18 protein-coding genes and 1 tRNA gene are annotated in these 16,051 nt (G+C 62.0%); 10 read left to right on the top strand and 9 right to left on the bottom strand.

Going from position 1 to position 16,051, the window contains the following annotated elements:
- Window positions 1–327 precede the first annotated feature (327 nt).
- Window positions 328–1,125, top strand: a complete 798-nt coding sequence (locus PQR27_RS14045; RefSeq protein ID WP_408524223.1) for a DUF4397 domain-containing protein — start codon at window positions 328–330, stop codon at window positions 1,123–1,125.
- A 296-nt stretch (window positions 1,126–1,421) separates the two neighbouring features.
- On the opposite strand, the gene PQR27_RS14040 is transcribed toward PQR27_RS14045, so the two are convergent.
- Together PQR27_RS14040 and PQR27_RS14035 are read right to left on the bottom strand one after the other, a co-directional pair.
- The gene (locus PQR27_RS14040; protein ID WP_012433647.1) at window positions 1,422–1,556 is read right to left on the bottom strand and encodes an entericidin A/B family lipoprotein; all 135 of its coding nucleotides are present in this window, start codon (window positions 1,554–1,556) and stop codon (window positions 1,422–1,424) included.
- A gap of 214 nt (window positions 1,557–1,770) precedes the next feature.
- The gene (locus tag PQR27_RS14035; RefSeq protein ID WP_408524222.1) at window positions 1,771–3,237 is read right to left on the bottom strand and encodes a sensor histidine kinase; all 1,467 of its coding nucleotides are present in this window, start codon (window positions 3,235–3,237) and stop codon (window positions 1,771–1,773) included.
- Window positions 3,238–3,489: 252 nt separating this feature from the next.
- On the opposite strand from PQR27_RS14035, the gene PQR27_RS14030 reads away from it, so the two are divergent.
- From PQR27_RS14030 to PQR27_RS14010, 5 genes are all read left to right on the top strand, one after another.
- A complete protein-coding gene (locus tag PQR27_RS14030; protein WP_408525488.1) occupies window positions 3,490–3,666 on the top strand; it encodes a DUF1328 domain-containing protein in 177 nt (58 codons plus the stop codon).
- A gap of 112 nt (window positions 3,667–3,778) precedes the next feature.
- Window positions 3,779–3,940, top strand: coding sequence for a DUF1328 domain-containing protein (locus PQR27_RS14025; RefSeq protein WP_006052455.1), 162 nt, complete (start codon window positions 3,779–3,781; stop codon window positions 3,938–3,940).
- 87 nt (window positions 3,941–4,027) lie between these two features.
- The gene (locus PQR27_RS14020; RefSeq protein WP_408524221.1) at window positions 4,028–4,600 is read left to right on the top strand and encodes a ferritin-like domain-containing protein; all 573 of its coding nucleotides are present in this window, start codon (window positions 4,028–4,030) and stop codon (window positions 4,598–4,600) included.
- Window positions 4,601–4,816: 216 nt separating this feature from the next.
- On the top strand, window positions 4,817–5,449 hold the full coding sequence (locus tag PQR27_RS14015; RefSeq protein ID WP_408496292.1) for a response regulator: 633 nt from the start codon (window positions 4,817–4,819) through the stop codon (window positions 5,447–5,449).
- Window positions 5,450–5,453: 4 nt separating this feature from the next.
- Window positions 5,454–5,882 carry a response regulator gene (locus PQR27_RS14010; protein WP_408524220.1) on the top strand — a complete coding sequence of 143 codons (429 nt, stop codon included), beginning with the start codon at window positions 5,454–5,456 and terminating at the stop codon, window positions 5,880–5,882.
- Window positions 5,883–6,566: 684 nt separating this feature from the next.
- Here the strand turns inward: PQR27_RS14010 and PQR27_RS14005 are convergent.
- Complete coding sequence (locus tag PQR27_RS14005) at window positions 6,567–7,763, bottom strand: MFS transporter (RefSeq protein WP_408524219.1); 1,197 nt, start codon at window positions 7,761–7,763, stop codon at window positions 6,567–6,569.
- A gap of 263 nt (window positions 7,764–8,026) precedes the next feature.
- Here PQR27_RS14005 and PQR27_RS14000 point away from each other — a divergent pair, with 263 nt between their 5' ends.
- Complete coding sequence (locus tag PQR27_RS14000; RefSeq protein WP_408524218.1) at window positions 8,027–8,512, top strand: DUF2569 domain-containing protein; 486 nt, start codon at window positions 8,027–8,029, stop codon at window positions 8,510–8,512.
- A 21-nt stretch (window positions 8,513–8,533) separates the two neighbouring features.
- On the opposite strand, the gene PQR27_RS13995 is transcribed toward PQR27_RS14000, so the two are convergent.
- Genes PQR27_RS13995 through PQR27_RS13970 form a run of 6 tightly spaced genes read right to left on the bottom strand, consistent with a single transcriptional unit; the run spans window position 8,534 to window position 14,401 of the window.
- On the bottom strand, window positions 8,534–9,361 hold the full coding sequence (locus PQR27_RS13995; protein ID WP_408524217.1) for a phosphodiesterase: 828 nt from the start codon (window positions 9,359–9,361) through the stop codon (window positions 8,534–8,536).
- A 47-nt stretch (window positions 9,362–9,408) separates the two neighbouring features.
- On the bottom strand, window positions 9,409–10,455 hold the full coding sequence (locus PQR27_RS13990) for an ABC transporter ATP-binding protein (RefSeq protein WP_408524216.1): 1,047 nt from the start codon (window positions 10,453–10,455) through the stop codon (window positions 9,409–9,411).
- Window positions 10,452–11,357 carry an ABC transporter permease gene (locus PQR27_RS13985; protein ID WP_408524215.1) on the bottom strand — a complete coding sequence of 302 codons (906 nt, stop codon included), beginning with the start codon at window positions 11,355–11,357 and terminating at the stop codon, window positions 10,452–10,454. Before PQR27_RS13985 ends, PQR27_RS13990 begins: the two co-directional genes overlap by 4 nt.
- 32 nt (window positions 11,358–11,389) lie before the next feature.
- Window positions 11,390–12,214, bottom strand: coding sequence for an ABC transporter permease (locus PQR27_RS13980; protein ID WP_408524214.1), 825 nt, complete (start codon window positions 12,212–12,214; stop codon window positions 11,390–11,392).
- Window positions 12,211–13,281, bottom strand: coding sequence for an ABC transporter substrate-binding protein (locus tag PQR27_RS13975; RefSeq protein ID WP_408524213.1), 1,071 nt, complete (start codon window positions 13,279–13,281; stop codon window positions 12,211–12,213). Before PQR27_RS13975 ends, PQR27_RS13980 begins: the two co-directional genes overlap by 4 nt.
- Before the next feature lie 49 nt (window positions 13,282–13,330).
- Window positions 13,331–14,401: a LacI family DNA-binding transcriptional regulator gene (locus tag PQR27_RS13970; protein ID WP_408524212.1), complete on the bottom strand. Its 1,071-nt coding sequence runs from the start codon at window positions 14,399–14,401 to the stop codon at window positions 13,331–13,333.
- A 194-nt stretch (window positions 14,402–14,595) separates the two neighbouring features.
- On the opposite strand from PQR27_RS13970, the gene PQR27_RS13965 reads away from it, so the two are divergent.
- From PQR27_RS13965 to PQR27_RS13955, 3 genes are all read left to right on the top strand, one after another.
- Window positions 14,596–14,680: transfer RNA gene (locus PQR27_RS13965), tRNA-Leu, on the top strand.
- Between the two features lie 130 nt (window positions 14,681–14,810).
- Entirely contained in the window at window positions 14,811–15,455 is a 645-nt protein-coding gene (locus PQR27_RS13960) for a hypothetical protein (RefSeq protein WP_408524211.1), read from the top strand.
- A gap of 65 nt (window positions 15,456–15,520) precedes the next feature.
- A complete protein-coding gene (locus PQR27_RS13955) occupies window positions 15,521–16,024 on the top strand; it encodes a YgjP-like metallopeptidase domain-containing protein (protein ID WP_408524210.1) in 504 nt (167 codons plus the stop codon).
- Window positions 16,025–16,051 lie beyond the last annotated feature (27 nt).

Below are 16,051 nucleotides of genomic sequence, written 5' to 3'. Positions count from 1 at the left end.
AATACACCGCGAACCGTGCCAACCCTCCGAGGAAAAATTCTAATCCTCGCAAACTTATTGTTCCGTAAGACATTCTTCAGGCTCATTTAGCCATATCGAAGCCCGCGGCACACGCTTTGCTCATCCCGAGCGTCCATCGACACGGACTGCGCCGCTCTGGAAAGAGCCGCGCTGTGCGAGACGGATAGGGAGGGGGTGCTGCATATCGGAGCGCCAGTCTGAGACCGTTCCAACGATCAACGAACACGGTTTCAGTCGACGCGAAATCCGAAGCGATGCCCGCAAAATTAATGGGTCGAGGGCCCACATCGATATAGGTGAATACAAATGAAAATGATCCGAACCATGGCAGCTGTGGTTGCCGTTGCCTCTGTTCTGAGCGCGTGCGGTGGCAGCGGTAGCGACGTCGGCAAGGAACTCGGGCTGACCAACCCGGAGATCCATTTCATCCACGCCATTCCAGGCGGCCCGGCCGTCGACTTTCTCGTGAACGGCGCGGCGCCTTCGGGACAGACGAACATCGGTTATAAGGGTGTGACGAACCTCACCAATATCAACACGGGCGCAACCACGGTCGCTTACGCGGCGACCGGCACGACGACCGCGCTCGCGAGCGGCAGCTTTCCCGACGTCGCCAAGGGCCACGAGTACACCGTGCTGGCGTTGCCCGGCCTGGCTGCACCGGATATCGGCCTGATCGACGATCCGTTCGACAAGGGTCTCCTGTCCAGCAGCGCGCGCCTGCGTGCCTTTAACGCATCGGCGAACGCGACCAACCTCGATCTGTATCTGGTTCAGTCGACCAATACCAACATCAGTGCCGTAGCTCCGACGATGGCGGGTGTGTCGTTCAGGAACGCGGTGCCGGCGAGCGGCCAGGATTCGATCTACGTGTCGGGCGGCGCGTATGTACTGATCGCGACGGTGGCGGGCAGCAAGACGCCGATCTTCCAGTCGGGTGCGTTCTCGCTGTCGAATAACGCCGACTGGCTGGTGACATCGGTGCCGATCGCCGGGGCGTTGAGCCAGCTCGTACCGGGGCAGATCCATCTGCTGGTTGCGCAGAATGGCAACACCAGCACGCCGAGCATCGAACTGACCAATACGCTGACCGGCGGCCAATAAGCCAGGAAAACCGCTGACCGTAAGCGCATAGCGAACGCAAGCGATAGATGCGATAGGCGACAGTCCTGGGGAGGACGGGGCGGCGGTCCACGCGAGTGGGTCGCCGTTTTTGTTTGCCGCCTGGCGCCTGGCGACCTGGCGGCGCGCATCCTGCATGCCGCTGCAGCTTGGGGCTTATGCCTCAGACGACTGCGTGGCCGCAAAAAAAGCCCGTCGCACGGTTCCGCGACGGGCTATCGAGTTCCTGCACGGCGGGACGCTTTCAGGCGTCCCGCCATTCATGGCATACCGACGAATTACTTGGCTTGTTCGGCCGAGTTCGTGATGGCGTTGCCGCCCTTCGAAATATCCTGCCCAGCTCCGGCCATGGTATTGCAACCGGCGAGCGCAGCCGTCCCTGCAATGAGAAGCAAAGCGATCAGTCGATTCATGAGGGTTCTCCTTGTCGAGAATGCATCGGTTGACGTACCTGGTTGTGCCGGCACGCGCTAGCTGTCGTCCGACCGGAGCTTACGCCAGTCGATCCGGTCTGATTGCATGTTAAAAAAAGGGCGGGGATAAGGCTGTCGGTTGTGCTGCGATTTTGTTGTAGGTGCGCTCCGGTGTTTGCGTCGGCGCACTCCTACATGGTGCGCTGAAGCCTTGCTACGCGGAGGTTCGCGACGGTGCGGCCGGTGGCAGGTCGACTGACGGCGTCGCGGTGCTGACGCTCGGCATGATCACATGGATGTCCGTGCCGTTCGGCACGCCGCGCCGGATATCGAAGTGCCCGCCATGCGCGGCGACGCGCTGGCGCATGCCCAGCAAGCCGTGGGTATGCGTGCGCTTCAGATCGGCCGGCGTGATGCCGACGCCGTTGTCGGCGATATCGAGCGCCACCTGGCCGTCGCCGACCTGCAAACCGATCGATACCTTCGAGGCCCGCGCGTACTTTGCCGCATTCGTCAGCGACTCCTGCGCAACGCGAAACAGGGCGATCTCGGTTTGCTCGTCGAGCTGGATATCGTCGGCGGGAAGATGGAGTTCGAGCGCCCAGTTGTTGCGCTGCGCGGCTTCGTCGGCGAGCGTGCGCAGCGCGGTGACCAGCCCGAAATTCGCCAGCACGGTGGGTCGCATGTCTTCGATGATGCGGCGCTTGAGCGCGATGCCCTGGTCGAGGTTGGCGAGCGCGCGTGTGAGCTTTTCGGAGATGGCCGGTTCGCTCTCCTTAAGCTTGCGGTTCGCCCAGGCTACGTCCATTTTGCTGGCGGTCAGAATCGCGCCGAGCTCGTCGTGCAGCTCGCGCGCAAGCTGGGTTTTTTCGTTCTCGCTGACCGCCTGCAAATGCCAGCCCAGCGCTTCGAGCTGCCGCGTGCGTTCGTTGACGAGCTGGTCGAGCTCTTCCTGTTGCGTGATCAACTGACGCTGCACGCGCGCCTGGCGATCGAGCTGGATGCCCAGATTGCGGAACAGCAGAATGAACAGCACGATATTCAGCGCCGACAGGCCTGCCGCGCAAAGCGTGGAAATGCGCTGATCGGCGCGGCTCGCATCGAGCGCGTGCTGCGCGCGGCGCTCCTCGTTATCGCGCAGCAGCGTGAGCGTGCTGTCGACCAGCGTGGCGTCGGCGGGATTGGCTTCGCTTGCGCTGCCGCAGGCGGCGAGATCGAGCGGACTGGGCGCCGCGCGTTGCAATGCAGCAGCGCCCGCGCCGATGCGTGCTTCGATCAGCGTGAGAATCTGCGTGAAGCTCGCAAGTTCGGCGTTATCCGCCTTGCTGCGATAAAACCGGTCCAGCTGCTGCCCGCTCTGCCGAATCCGCACGGCGGTCGCGCAAAAGGCTTGCGCAGAGGCGTCCTGTTTTGTCAGAAGGAAATCGCTCTGGTGCGCGCTCAGGCTGGACAATTGGCTCGCGAGCGTGCTCAGTTGCACGGTGACGTCGCGCGCTTCGAGCGCGGTCTCATACTCTGCGGCGATGCGTTCGCGCGCGGTTTCGAGGATCACGAGTCCGCCCACAGTGATGACGATCGCCACGGTCATCGCGATCGCCCAGCTGCGAGTGCGCATCCAGTCGCTTAGCCGCGCTGCGGCACCTGGGTTCTGCATGTTCGACACATTCTGCACATTCGACACGTTCAGCTCCTCGACTGGGGCACCAGTGTAACGTCCGTCGCTCCACGTGATGGCACAAACCCGGCGCAAACCCGGCGCAGACCCAGCGCGGACACATCGCAACGGCGTCGCCGGGGCAGGTTGCGTAACGCTGCCGTAATCCAATGTAAGCGGATTCTCACACGAAAACCGGAGTGCGTCGGAATGCGCCCACCTGTGTCGATCGATAGGATGGACCTGACCGTTCAATCATTGATCTGGGAGGAAGCCATCATGCTGAAATGGGCATTGCTGTTCGCCGTCGTGGCGGTGATCGCCGGCCTTCTTGGCTTTACCGGCGTGGCCGCGGGTGCGGCGGCGATCGCGAAGTTCCTGTTTGTCGTGTTCGTCATTCTGTGCGTGGTGTTCCTCGTGCTCGGCTTCGTGGTGACGAAAAAAATCGTCGATTAGCGGCGCGCCGCGAGGGGGTTGCTCATCACTCGATGCACGCATGTTTCCGCCATGAACCGGCGCTGCGTCGTACCCGCCCAGTACGCAGAGACCAACAAGAAGGAGAGTCGCCATGCTTCACTATGCCATCGTCTTTTTCGTGATCGCGATCATTGCCGCCGTATTCGGTTTTACCGGTATCGCGGCCGGTGCGGCCGAAATCGCCAAGATCCTGTTCTACATTTTCCTTGTCGTTTTCGTGGTCACGCTGCTGCTTGGCGTATTCCGAACGTAGCCGCGTAGCTGATCCCTGTAGCGGCGCATCAGGCGCGAATCGTGCGTGATGCGTCATACCCCCAATACCGGATAAAGGAGAAATTCAATGTCGAAGTCACCAGTCGCCCAGGGCGCGGTATCTAAAGGCAGCGATCCATTCGTGATGGACATTAAAAAGATCCGCGAGGACGCACGCAAGCACATGCAGGACGGCCCCGTCACGCAGACGTACGGTGCGGACCGCGAGACCGTGCTGAAGCTGCTCAACGATGCGCTGGCCACCGAAATCGTCTGCACGCTGCGTTACAAGCGGCATCACTTCATGGCCAAGGGCATCAATTCCGAGGCCGTGGCGGCGGAATTCGCCGAGCATGCAGCGGAGGAGCAGGAACACGCTGACCGTATCGCCGAGCGAATCGTGCAACTGGGCGGCGAGCCGGATTTTGCGCCGGACGGCCTGAAGGCGCATTCGCATTCGGAATACAAGGAAGGCAAGGATCTCACTGACATGATTCGCGAGAACCTGGTGGCCGAGCGGATTGCGATCGATACGTACCGTGAGATCGTGCATTATCTCGGCGAAAAGGACGTGACGACGCGTCGTATGTTCGAGGAGATCCTTGCTGTCGAAGAAGAGCATGCCGACGACATGGCGGACCTGCTCGCAGGCCGCGAATAACGATGCACGTGGCCGCTGCGGCGCAGGTTGCCGTGGCTGCCGCGTTTTGCGGGCGGCTTGGCTGGCGCGGGTGGGTCTGGAAGGTGTCCCGCGCACGTCTTGCTGGCCCGCGGGTTAGATCCGTGTTCCACCGGGTTCACATTTCCGGCTGCGACGATGCCGGAGGTCATTACAATGTCTGCGTTGGAGCGCTTCCATTGCACGGACACCAAACCGATGATTCGAGTACTGATAGCTGACGACCATGCGATCGTCCGAGGTGGGTTCCGGCAGTTCGTCGCTGACGAGCCGGATATGTGCGTCGCGGCCGAAGCCGCCACGGGTGACGAGACCATTAGCCTTGTCCGTGAGCAGGCGTTCGACGTGGTGCTGCTCGACATCGCGATGCCGGACAAGAATGGTATCGACACCTTACGGGTGATCAAGCAGGTGCGCCCGGAGCAGGGCGTGCTGATTCTGTCGGGCTATCCCGAGAGCCAATACGCGATCAATCTGCTGCGCGCCGGCGCCAATGGTTATCTGAACAAGGACTGCGAGCCGGACGAGATTGTACGAGCGATTCGCGCGGTTGCGCGTGGGCATCGCTATCTGTCGGAGGCGGTAGCTGACACGCTCGCCGACAACCTCGACAAACCGGCGGCGGGCCGGCCACACGAAGCGCTTTCCGAGCGTGAGTTCCAGATTTTCTGCAAGCTTGCTGCGGGACAAATTCCGACTGACATTGCGGAGGAATTGCATTTGTCGGTGAAGACCGTGAGTACCTACCGGGCCCGGGTGCTGGAAAAGATGCGGCTGGCGAACAATGCCGACCTGACTTACTACGCGATCAAGAATGGCTTGATCGAATAGTCCAATGAACGGCGATCCATCTTCTCTTCCTCAGTCTTCCGGTGCAACGCCGTTGCGGGTGTTGCTGATCGAGGATTCGGCGCTGATCCGGCGCAGTCTGGTTGAAGCCATCGATGCTTCCGGTCTTTTGCGGGTGGCCGCGTATGCGGATTCCGCGGATCAGGCGATTGCGTTGTTAAGCGATGAGACTTTCGATGCGGTGATTGTGGACTTGCAATTGAAGCAGGGGTCCGGGGTGCCGGTGTTGGCTTATTTGCAGCGCGAAGGGCTGATTGATTCGGTGTTTGCCGCGGTGCTGACCAATCATGCTTTGCCGGCTTATCGGGAGCGATGCGCGCAGTATGGGGTTAGGTTTTTTTTCGACAAGTCGTTTGAGTTTGATCGCGTGATTGATGCTTTACATGAGTATGCTTTTGCGCGTAGCGCTAGATAGGGGTTTTTGCCTTTGGCGGCGGCATTTCCTGCTTCTGGCTTCTCTGGCCTTTCCTTGTTTGCTTATTGGTTTATTAGTGTTCCCCCTGTGCGGGGGGGCACCTACTTTTCTTTGCCTGCCGCAAAGAAAAGTAGGCAAAAGAAAGCGGCTTCAAACCGCTAACTCTTAAGCGGCTCCCCTGGCTTGGAGGGTGTCGTGGCTCCGTAGAGATTGAGCCTGCGCACCTGCTCTCGTGAGTGACCAGGCCGTCATGCTTCCGGCGGCGCTACGCGCGCCGATGCGATACTTCATCGAACCAGCCACTGGATTCTAAAATTTCCGGCGTATTTCGGCGCCTCGCCGAGGCGAAGCCGATGGTCCCCGCTACGCGCAAACGAAGCACCCGGTTTCCCTGGCAGACCCATCCGCGACGCACGCAGTGCGGAGTGGGAGCGGATGACGGCTGTGTCACAGACCGTTATGGACCGAGGTGTGATCCGTTTATCGCACCACCAGCCCCTCCAAGCCAGGGGACCCACTTAAAAGTTGGCGGTTTGAGCCGCTTTCTTTTGCCTACTTTTCTTTGCGGCGGCAAAGAAAAGTAGGTGCCCCCCCGCACAGGGGGAACACTAATAAACCAATAAGAAAACAAGGAAAGGCCAACGCCGCAGGCACAAGGAAATGCCGCCGCCAAAAAAAAAACCCCTAACCTTCCCGCCCGAAAGGGCCCAAATGATTCCATGCTGCCAGCCCGGCAAAACCAACCCCAGCAACACTAACCCCAACCCATCCAAAGATCGGCCACACAAACGCGCCGACCCCGGACCCAGCGGCGCCGCCGATAAAATAAGCCACCATATAAACCGTATTCACCCGACTCCTGGCGTCGGGCTTCAGCGCGTAAATTCTCGATTGATTCGAAATCTGCGCCGCCTGCACGCCAACATCCAGCACGATCACGCCAACTACCAACCCGGCAATGCTCGTCGCCGAAAACCCAAACACCACGAAGGAAATCGCAACAAGCACAATCGACACGGTGATAATGGCCCGCGGCCCGCGTCGGTCGGAAAACTTGCCGGCCAGCGGCGCGGCCATCGCCCCCGCCGCGCCCACAATTCCGAACAGCCCGGCCGCCTGCGGCCCAAGATGAAACGGCGCGCCCGCCAGCAACAACGCTAGCACCGACCAGAAAATGCTGAACGCCGCGAACATCGCCGCCCCAGTCAGCGACGCCTCGCGCAACGCCCGGTGTTCGACCACCAGATGCCACATCGATACCAGCAGCTTGCCGTACGGCAACGTCGAGGTCGGCTGGCTCTTCGGCAAACGCAAAATGATCACCATCGCCAGCACGAGCAGCGCGACGATAGACGCGCCAAACACCGCGCGCCAGCCGAAATATTCAGCGACGATACCCGCCGCGGTCCGCGCCAGCAGAATCCCCAGCAGCAGCCCGCTCATCACCGTGCCGACGGCCTGGCCGCGCTGTGACGGCGGCGCGAGTTCGGCCGCGAACGGCACCGCCTGCTGCGCAATCGTGGCGAGCACGCCAATCGCCAGGCTCGCGACGATCAATACCGGCAGCGTCGGCGCGGCCGCCGCTACCAGCAGCGCGGCGCACATGCCCACGATCTGCAACAGGATCAGCCTGCGTCGGTCGAAGCGGTCGCCAAGCGGCGCCAGCAATAACATCCCCGCCGCATAGCCGAGTTGCGTCACCGCGGGTACCACGCCAACCCATGACGCACTGCGCGGAAACGACTGCCGGAAGTCGTCGAGCAAGGGCTGGTTGTAGTAGATGTTCGCAACCGCCACGCCGGCAATAGTCGCAAGCAGAAGCAGTAGCGCGCGCAACGACCGGTCGGCGGATGCGGCAGGGGAGGTTTCAGAAGTGGACATGACGAGAGCGGTCGATGGACGCGCCCATGCGCGATCCTCAAGCGTGCCGATCATACCGGAGCAGGGCGGATCGTGCTGCGGGCCACGGAGAACCGGAAAAAGGCGCCCGCTCAACGTCGAGCGCAGTCCGACGCACAGCAGACGCAAAGACGAAGTCACGCGAAAGGCGCGCATCAGCACTCGCCGACAAAATGAGATGGCCGTTCCGTTTCCGTTCGTAGAATCGTCGCCTGCCAGAAGATCCTACCAACGCGACCGATTTCATGACCCTCACCACGAAACCTGAATCCCGCCGAATCGGCGGCTGTCTGCTGCTTGTGCTGTTCAGCCTCGCCGCGTGGGTGATTTTTACCGCGATTGCCCTGCGCGATCCGCTCAAGCTGATGCTGGAATGGGAACTGCTCGCGGTATTCATTCGCCCGGAAACGCATGGCTGGTACCGCGCCGTGATCGCATTAACCGGTTTCGACGCGATCATCGGGGTGTTCACCGTCGCCGGCGCGGGCTGGTTGCTATTGCTTGCGTGGCGTAAATCGGCACGCTTTCCCGTTCAGGTTCAAGGGTGGCTGCTCGCGATCGTCGTCATGCGCACAGGCGCCTATCTTCTTGGCGACCATATGACCCAGACGATCGGTATCGACATCCGCATTCCATTCGACGGTTTCGTGCAGGCCGTCGTGGTCGCCGCGCTCGGGATACCATACTTCAGACTATCCCGGCGCGTACGCGCGACTTTTGTCGCCGATTGAAGCGGCCGCATCAGCCGTCGATCAGTCGATCAGATCGCCCTCAGGCTCGTAAAACGGATACGGCCCATCCGCGGCGTCGACATACGCATGATGCGTGACGATGCCCGTGGCCGGATCGTAGCGATGCAGCGCATACGCGGGCGGTTCCATCACGAACGCGGACGGCGCATCCTCACGCAGATCGAGCGCGACCTGATGCGCGGGCGCCGGCACCGCTGACGCGATCGTGCCGCCAAAGCGTACGAACATCGGCCGGTGCACATGTCCGCAGATCACCCGCTCCACATTCGGATAGCGCGCAATCAGCGCCGCGAGTTTTTCGGCCGCAGCCGGGTCGAGCCGCAATTCATCCATATGCCCGATTCCGCAGACGAACGGCGGATGATGCAACGCGACCACCGTCGGCTTGCCCTGCGCGGCATCGAGTTGCGTGGCGAGCCACGCGAGCCGCGGCTCGCACAGATTGCCGGCGCTTTCGCCGGGCACCAGCGAATCCAGCGCGATGACGCGAAGCGGACCGATATCGACCGCGTAGTGCACGAACTCGCCGCCGCTACGCAATTCCGCGCGATCGGGAAACGCCGCGCGCAAGGCGGCACGTTCGTCGTGATTGCCTACCAGCAGGAAGTAGGGAATCTCGAGCGGCGCGAGGAGCGTCTTGAGATGCTCGTATTGTTCCGGATCGCCCTGATCGACCAGATCGCCGGTCATGATCACCGCGTCGGGGCGTGGCTCCAGCGCGTTGAGCGCGGCAATGCAGCGTGCGAGGTAGGCGCCGGTGTCGACACGCCGGTAAGCGAGCGCGCCGGGCCGTTTGATATGCAGGTCGCTAATTTGAGCCAGCAGCATGGGGAAGTCCTTTTTTTGTGGCGCGCAAAAAGCCGGGCGCAGCCTTATTACGATAGCGCAATCAGCGCATCCTGCGCGATCGAAATACCGACCGGCGTGCCGCGCGCCAGTTCGACACGGCCCGCCACGTCGATCAGCAACGGGTCTGGCGCGGCGCCGCCAATCGTCAAGCGGGTACGCTCGCCGAGAAACGCCGTGCTTTCGACGTTACCGCGCAGTTGCGCGTTGGCCGGGTCGGCGAGATAGGCGTCCTCGGGACGGAAGAAGAATTCGTGCGCGTCGCTCGCGTTGGCACGGCCGGAAGGCAGCGGCACAGCGCCGCCCGTCGTCGTCAGAAGGCCATCGCGCCGCTCGCCGGCCAGCCGGTTGATCGTGCCGATAAACTGCGCGACGGTGCGATTCGCGGGGCGGTAGTAGATGTCGCGCGGCGTGCCGCTCTGCTCGATACGCCCGGCGCTCATCACGACAATGCGGTCGCCCAGTTCCATCGCTTCAGCCTGATCGTGCGTCACATAGACGGTCGTGATGCCGAGTTCGCGCAGCAGCGTGTTCATCTCGCTGCGCAAGGTGTCGCGCAAACGCGCATCGAGCGCGGTGAGCGGTTCGTCGAGTAGCAGCACGCGGGGTTGGACCGCGAGGGCGCGAGCCAGTGCAACGCGTTGGCGCTGGCCGCCGGAAAGTTGCTCGATCGGTTTGTCGGCATGAGCGCTCAGCCGCATCATCGCGAGCAATTCGTCGACGCGTTGCCGCGCGGTGTCGGCCGGCACGCGTTTGATTTTCAGTCCGTAACCGATGTTGCCGCGTACCGTGAGATTCGGAAACAGCGCATAACTCTGGAACACCATGCCGACCTGGCGCTTCTCGATCGGCAGTGTGGTGACGTCTTCGTCGCCAAATGCAATACGTCCACCCGCATCGGGTGTTTCGAGTCCCGCGATCATGCGCAGCGTGGTGGTCTTGCCGCAACCGGACGGGCCGAGCAGCACCAGCGTTTCGCCGGCGCCGATCTGCAGATCAAGCGGTTCGAGTACGCGGGTGCCGCGAAACGTCTTCGCGCACTGTGTGAGCGTGATGGGAATGGAAGCGAGTTTCATGGCTTGGGCGTGGCCTGTGAGCGAGAAGCATCGACGCGTTTCTTTGCCGCGCTGCGCTGGCCGGTTGCATCGACGCCGAGCCATTGCATGGCGACGAGTAACGGCATCGTCATGATAAAAAACAGAATCGTGTATGCGCTGCCGATTTCGATGCGCAACGACGCGTAAGTATCGGCAAGGCCGACCGGCAGCGTTTTGGTATCGGGCGTATGCAGCATCCACGTGAGGTTGAATTCGCCGATGGAAAGCGTCAGCACCGCCAATGCGCCGGCCACGATGCCAGGCCGCGCATTCGGCAATACCACGGTCATGAAGCGCTGCAAGAAGCTCGCGCCGAGGCTCGCCGCACCTTCTTCGAGCGTACGCAGATCGCTGCTCGCGCACACCGCGGCGACCGCGCGGACCATGAAGGGCAGCGTGAACACCACATGCCCGACCACAATAAACGCGACGCTCATGCGAAACATCGTGAAACCGCCGTAGACCACCAGCAGTGCGAGTGCCGAAGCGAGACCGGGCAGCGCGATCGGCAGCACCAGAAATTCTTCGATGATGCGCGACAGGCGTGTCTTGCTGCGTGCGAGGACGTAACCGGCCGGCACACCCGTCAGCAAGGTAATCAGCAGGGTCGCCGCCGCCACTTCGAGCGAAAGAAAAACCGAGTCGTGATATTGCGTCCACACTTCGGCGAGCCAGCGCAACGTGAGTCCGCTCGATACGCCCTTGAAGTAATTGACGGTCAGTCCGGCCACGATCGACATCGCGACCGGCACGATCAGAAACGCGCACAACAGTAGCGTCACGAGCCACTGGCCCGCTGCGAGCCACGTCCTCGCGTTTGACAAGCTGAGCCACCAGCGCGGCTTCGCAGCCGGCTCGATGGAGGCAATGACGGCGTTCATCGAGGTCCTGTCGTCTGGTTTGGAAACACCGCTTATGCGCTGGCCGCCACCGCCGAGCCGCTCACGCTGCGCGCGAACGCCAGCACGAGCCAGGTGACGATGCCGAGCACGATCGACAGGCCCGCTGCCGTCACCATGTTCGCGTTCAGCGTGAACTCGGTATAGATGGTCATCGGCAGCACGTCGATGTCGGTGGCGAGCGTGAAGGCCGTGCCGAATGCACCCATTGCGGTTGCGAAGCACACAGCGCCCGCCGCGATCAAACCGGGTGACAGCGCGGGCAACACGATATCGCGCGTAATGCGCCACGGCGACGCACCCAGCGAGCGCGCCGCTTCTTCAAGCGAGGCGTCGAGTCTGGTTGCCGACGCCATCACGGTGACGATCACGCGCGGAATCGAGAAGTACAGGTAGCCGAGAAAGAGGCCGCTCATCGAGTACGCGAACACCCAGCGTTCGCCGGTGAGCTTGAGCGACAGCGCACCGATCAAACCCTGGCGTCCCGCCAGCATGATCACCATAAAGCCGACCACGACACCTGGGAATGCCAACGGAAAAGTCAGCAAGGCGAGCAAGGTGCGTTTAAGCGGAAACTCGCGGCGCGCCAGCAGCAATCCGGCAATAACAGAAAGCACCAGCGTCACCGCGGTGACCATGGCGGATAACACCACCGTCGCGCCGAGGCTCGACATGTAGCGCGGGTTCGTCAGCATCGCGCGGTAGGTTGCAAATGCGTGGCCGTCGCCGCTGATCTGTGCGAGCGCGCCCATCGGCAGCAGCCAGAACGCGATGAAAACCGCCAGCGCCGGCGCGATCAAGGCGATGCGCCAGCGTAGCGGAAACGTGATGTCGTTCAATGCATCACCTGTAGATAACGCTCGCCGAAGCTCGACTGCTTCTCGGCCATCTTGCCGAAGTCGACCGGCCTGGCGCGCGCGTATTCGCTTGCAGGCAGGAATTTCGCGGCGGTTTCCGGGCTCATCGCATTCGCGCGTACCGGGCGCAGATAGGCTTCGGCCCATAGTTTCTGGCCTTCGTCGGAGAGCACGAAATCCAGCACCTTCTTGCCGTTCGCATCGTGCGGGGCGCCCTTGACGAGGCTCATCACGTACGGCACCGAGATCGTGCCTTCCTTCGGAATCACGAATTCGACGTTCGCATGGTCCTTGTATTTTGCACGGTAGGCGTCGAAATCGTAGTCGAGCAGGATGGGAATTTCACCGGACATCACGCGCGCGTAGGCGGTCTGCTTCGGCACGATTGGCGCGTTGGCTTTCAGCTTGCGGAACCAGTCGAGGCCCGGCTCGAAGTTGTCGAGCGTGCCGCCGAGCGCCTGATTCACCGCGACCGCCCCGGCATAGCCGACAAACGCGCTCGACGGGTCGAGGTAGCCGATCATGCCTTTGTATTCGGGTTTCAGCAGGTCGGCCCACGAGCGCGGCACCGGCTTGCCTTCGAGTGCGTCCTTGTTGACGAAAAAGCCCAGCGTGCCCGAGTGGATCGTGAACCAGTAGCCTTGCGGGTCCTTCAGGTTCGCCGGAATGTCGTCCCAATGCGCGGGCTTGTATGGCTGGATCACGCCTTTGTCTTTTGCCTGGAAGGCTGACGACACACCGAGATACACGACGTCGGCGACCGGGCTCTTCTGCTCGGCCATCAGTTGCGCGATCGACTGGCCGGAGTTCTTGTTGTCGAACGGCACGCGAATCCCCGTCTTTTGCTGGATCGCCTTGATCTGGCTGGCCCAGTCGGCCCATTCTGGCGGGCAGTTGTAGCAGATCGCGGTTTCTTCGGCGTGGGCCGTTTGCGGCAGGGTGAAGCTGGTCAGCGCAACGGCGACGGCAGCCGTGGCCGACAGGGCGGCCGCGGTCGTGCGGACGAGTTTGCGCAGGTCGGATGCGAGGCGTGAGCTAGGGTGGATCACTGCGGGTCTCCAGATGAGCAAGTGCAGGTGGTTCAGATTGGAATGTGGGTCAGGTAACGTGCTTCGCCGCGGCCACGCTGGAATGCGCCGGGACGGCCTCGTCGTGATTCGAAATCGCCGCGATGGTGGCGCCTTCGCGCAAGCTGTGCGGCAGCGTCAGGGCAAGCGATGGTTCGCCGAACGCATCGTAGGTGCCATTCACGCGGGTCAGCAGACGCTGCCACGCCGCGCAGCCGATCTCGCGGTTCGGCGCACGGACGCTGGACAGAGGCGGCGATAGCAATTCACCCATGCCAAGGCCGTCGAAGCCGAGAATCGACATGTCGCGCGGAATCTGCAGACGCGCGCGGCGCAGGCCGCGCATCACGACCATGGCGAGCAGATCGTTGCTGCAGAAGAGGGCGGTCGGGCGGTTCGGGCCGTTCGTCAGATGCGCGAGCACGGACGGCGCCAGTTCCTCGGCATTGAAATCGACTTCGAGCGCCGGCGCGGGCGTGAGGCCGGCTTGCTGCATCGCCTGGGCGTAGCCGAGATGGCGCTGCCGGGCGCGGTCCGAGGCGGCCAGCGTTCCGGCCAGCATCAGGATGCGGCGATGGCCGTGGGCGATCAGCATGCGTACGCCATCGAACGCGGCGAGGCGGTTGTCGACCGAGACTGACGGGCGCCGCACCGTGTCGTTGTGCATCAGCACGTAGAGCAGGCCGGCGCGGTCGAGGTCGTCGAGCAGCGGGTGCGTGTCGGCATCGGCAACGGTCAGGATCAGGCCTTCCACGCGATGTTCGCGCAGGGTTTCGATCGCATGGCGTTCGCGATCGGCGTCGTATTGGGTGGTCATCAGCATCAGCCGGTAGCCTTGCGCTGACGCGAGTTCGTCGATGCCTTGCAGGCATTCGGCGAACACCGGGTTGGCGAGCGTCGGCAGGATTACGCCGATAAGGCGCGTGCGCTCGCCGCGCAATTGCCGGCCTAGCGGGCTTGGGCGGAAGTTGAGGGCGTCGATGGATTGACGCACCTTTTCGAGCGTGACGGGATTCACGGTGTGGGGCGCGTTGATGGCGCGCGAGACCGTGGCGATGGAGAAGCCCGCGTGGGCGGCGACATCCTTGATCGTTGGGATCATTGTTTCCGCTTTGGGTGTAAACGTTTTCGTGAGCGGATTATCGGGAAGGTTTGTGACTGCCGAATGACGTTGGATTTTGTTCCGGGGCGGGCAGGGGACCGGGGTGGGGGCGCCGCTGCGGGGTTGATTTTCGCGCGTTTGGTGCGGGTGCCGGGCAGTGGTAGAATTCGCGTCCACACGCGGTTCTGACCCCTGCCGGGGTGATGAAATTGGTAAACATAGCGGACTTAAAATCCGCCGCCTCACGGCTTGCCGGTTCAAGTCCGGTCCCCGGCACCACGCTGCTACCCGAGCTCTCCCATCATTTTGGCAACAGCCGCCAGGCATGCCTCTGTCGGCCGATGCCGGCACTGGCGTCCAATTAAGGTAGATTGGGTGTTCATGCGATCGCTACAGAGCGGAGAGACCAATGAAAAATGGAAAGCCGAAGCTCACCCGTCAGAATGCGGACGGACTGTTCCCCGACTTGAAGCCTAGTGGCGCCCACGTCGGCAGCCGGCCTGATAACCCGTTCGGAGACGCGCCATTCGAGGCCGTGGAGCGGCGCGATCGTGGCGAAAAAGCGCTCTGGAAAGAGAACCTCGTCAGCCTGCCCATGGGAATCGAAGTGCCACCCGGATATGAGTCGGCCGCACGCGTGCGCGAGGCGATGGAGCGAGCCTGGCGTATGAAATGGGTCAGGGAAGCCAAAAACGAGCTCGTCGCGGAGTTTCCGGAGGGCTGGTCGGCCGTCAGGCCCGCAAGCGGTCCGGTGGAGTTGCGGGACGCGACCGGGGTGGTCCGTGGGTTGTACGGTTGGGCGGAAGATGCCGAGTTCAGGATCATGCCGCGCTATCGGGTGGAATCGCAGGAAAACAGTTCGAACGGTCTCGGCAGCCTGCTTATACGTGATCGCGAGAACGGCCACATTCTCGAGCGATCGTCGATCTGGTCTGCGCAAACCGGTACCCATCATCCGGATTGGGTCAAACTTTCGGCGTGGCTCGACAGGCAGTATCCGCTTCATCGGGATCCGCTGCGGCTCTGGACGGATTGCGAGAACAACCTGCGCTGACCGGGGCGCCTCGCCGCCAGCAGGCGAACTGATAACGTCGTCGCCCAAGCGGCAAGAATCCCATCATGCACCACCTGAAATATCTGACCGGCTATCCATCCCCTCTGCAAGAGAAGGTGAAAAAGCTGATCGCCGACGAGCAACTGGGCTCCTACCTGGCGCGCCGCTATCCCAACACGCACGAGATACAAACAGACAAAGCCCTGTACGCCTACTGCGCTGAGCTCAAACGTGAACATCTCCGCAGTGCGGAGCAGATCGACAAAGTCACCTACGACAGCAAGCTCGACGTGTTGCGCCACGCGTTAGGCCTGCACACGAGCATTTCCCGCGTGCAGGGCGGCAAGCTGAAAGCGAAGAAAGAAATCCGGATTGCCTCGCTGTTCAAATCGGCTGCACCGGAATTTCTGAAAATGATCGTGGTGCATGAGCTCGCGCACCTGAAGGAAAGCGATCACAACAAGGCCTTCTACCGCCTCTGCGAATTCATGCAACCGGGCTATCACCAGATCGAATTCGATCTGCGTCTGTACCTGACGCATCGCGATCTGTCGAAGCACCAGGCCTGAGCGTCAAGCGGCAGGCCTGAAACCCCA

It is taken from the genome of Paraburkholderia fungorum (assembly GCF_046027215.1).
In the GTDB taxonomy this organism is placed as follows: Bacteria; Pseudomonadota; Gammaproteobacteria; order Burkholderiales; family Burkholderiaceae; genus Paraburkholderia; species Paraburkholderia fungorum_D.
Note: the sequence above shows the minus strand (reverse complement) of the source record. Positions and strands in the feature narration are given on the sequence as shown.

Excerpts from the sequence above, each read along its gene's own strand:
- PQR27_RS14045 (WP_408524223.1), top strand. The coding sequence starts at position 328 with ATGAAAATGATCCGAACCATGGCAGCTGTGGTTGCCGTTGCCTCTGTT.
- PQR27_RS14040 (WP_012433647.1), bottom strand. The coding sequence starts at position 1,556 with ATGAATCGACTGATCGCTTTGCTTCTCATTGCAGGGACGGCTGCGCTC.
- PQR27_RS14030 (WP_408525488.1), top strand. The coding sequence starts at position 3,490 with ATGCTGAAATGGGCATTGCTGTTCGCCGTCGTGGCGGTGATCGCCGGC.
- PQR27_RS14025 (WP_006052455.1), top strand. The coding sequence starts at position 3,779 with ATGCTTCACTATGCCATCGTCTTTTTCGTGATCGCGATCATTGCCGCC.
- PQR27_RS14020 (WP_408524221.1), top strand. The coding sequence starts at position 4,028 with ATGTCGAAGTCACCAGTCGCCCAGGGCGCGGTATCTAAAGGCAGCGAT.
- PQR27_RS14015 (WP_408496292.1), top strand. The coding sequence starts at position 4,817 with ATGATTCGAGTACTGATAGCTGACGACCATGCGATCGTCCGAGGTGGG.
- PQR27_RS14010 (WP_408524220.1), top strand. The coding sequence starts at position 5,454 with ATGAACGGCGATCCATCTTCTCTTCCTCAGTCTTCCGGTGCAACGCCG.
- PQR27_RS14005 (WP_408524219.1), bottom strand. The coding sequence starts at position 7,763 with ATGTCCACTTCTGAAACCTCCCCTGCCGCATCCGCCGACCGGTCGTTG.
- PQR27_RS14000 (WP_408524218.1), top strand. The coding sequence starts at position 8,027 with ATGACCCTCACCACGAAACCTGAATCCCGCCGAATCGGCGGCTGTCTG.
- PQR27_RS13995 (WP_408524217.1), bottom strand. The coding sequence starts at position 9,361 with ATGCTGCTGGCTCAAATTAGCGACCTGCATATCAAACGGCCCGGCGCG.
- PQR27_RS13990 (WP_408524216.1), bottom strand. The coding sequence starts at position 10,455 with ATGAAACTCGCTTCCATTCCCATCACGCTCACACAGTGCGCGAAGACG.
- PQR27_RS13985 (WP_408524215.1), bottom strand. The coding sequence starts at position 11,357 with ATGAACGCCGTCATTGCCTCCATCGAGCCGGCTGCGAAGCCGCGCTGG.
- PQR27_RS13970 (WP_408524212.1), bottom strand. The coding sequence starts at position 14,401 with ATGATCCCAACGATCAAGGATGTCGCCGCCCACGCGGGCTTCTCCATC.
- PQR27_RS13960 (WP_408524211.1), top strand. The coding sequence starts at position 14,811 with ATGAAAAATGGAAAGCCGAAGCTCACCCGTCAGAATGCGGACGGACTG.
- PQR27_RS13955 (WP_408524210.1), top strand. The coding sequence starts at position 15,521 with ATGCACCACCTGAAATATCTGACCGGCTATCCATCCCCTCTGCAAGAG.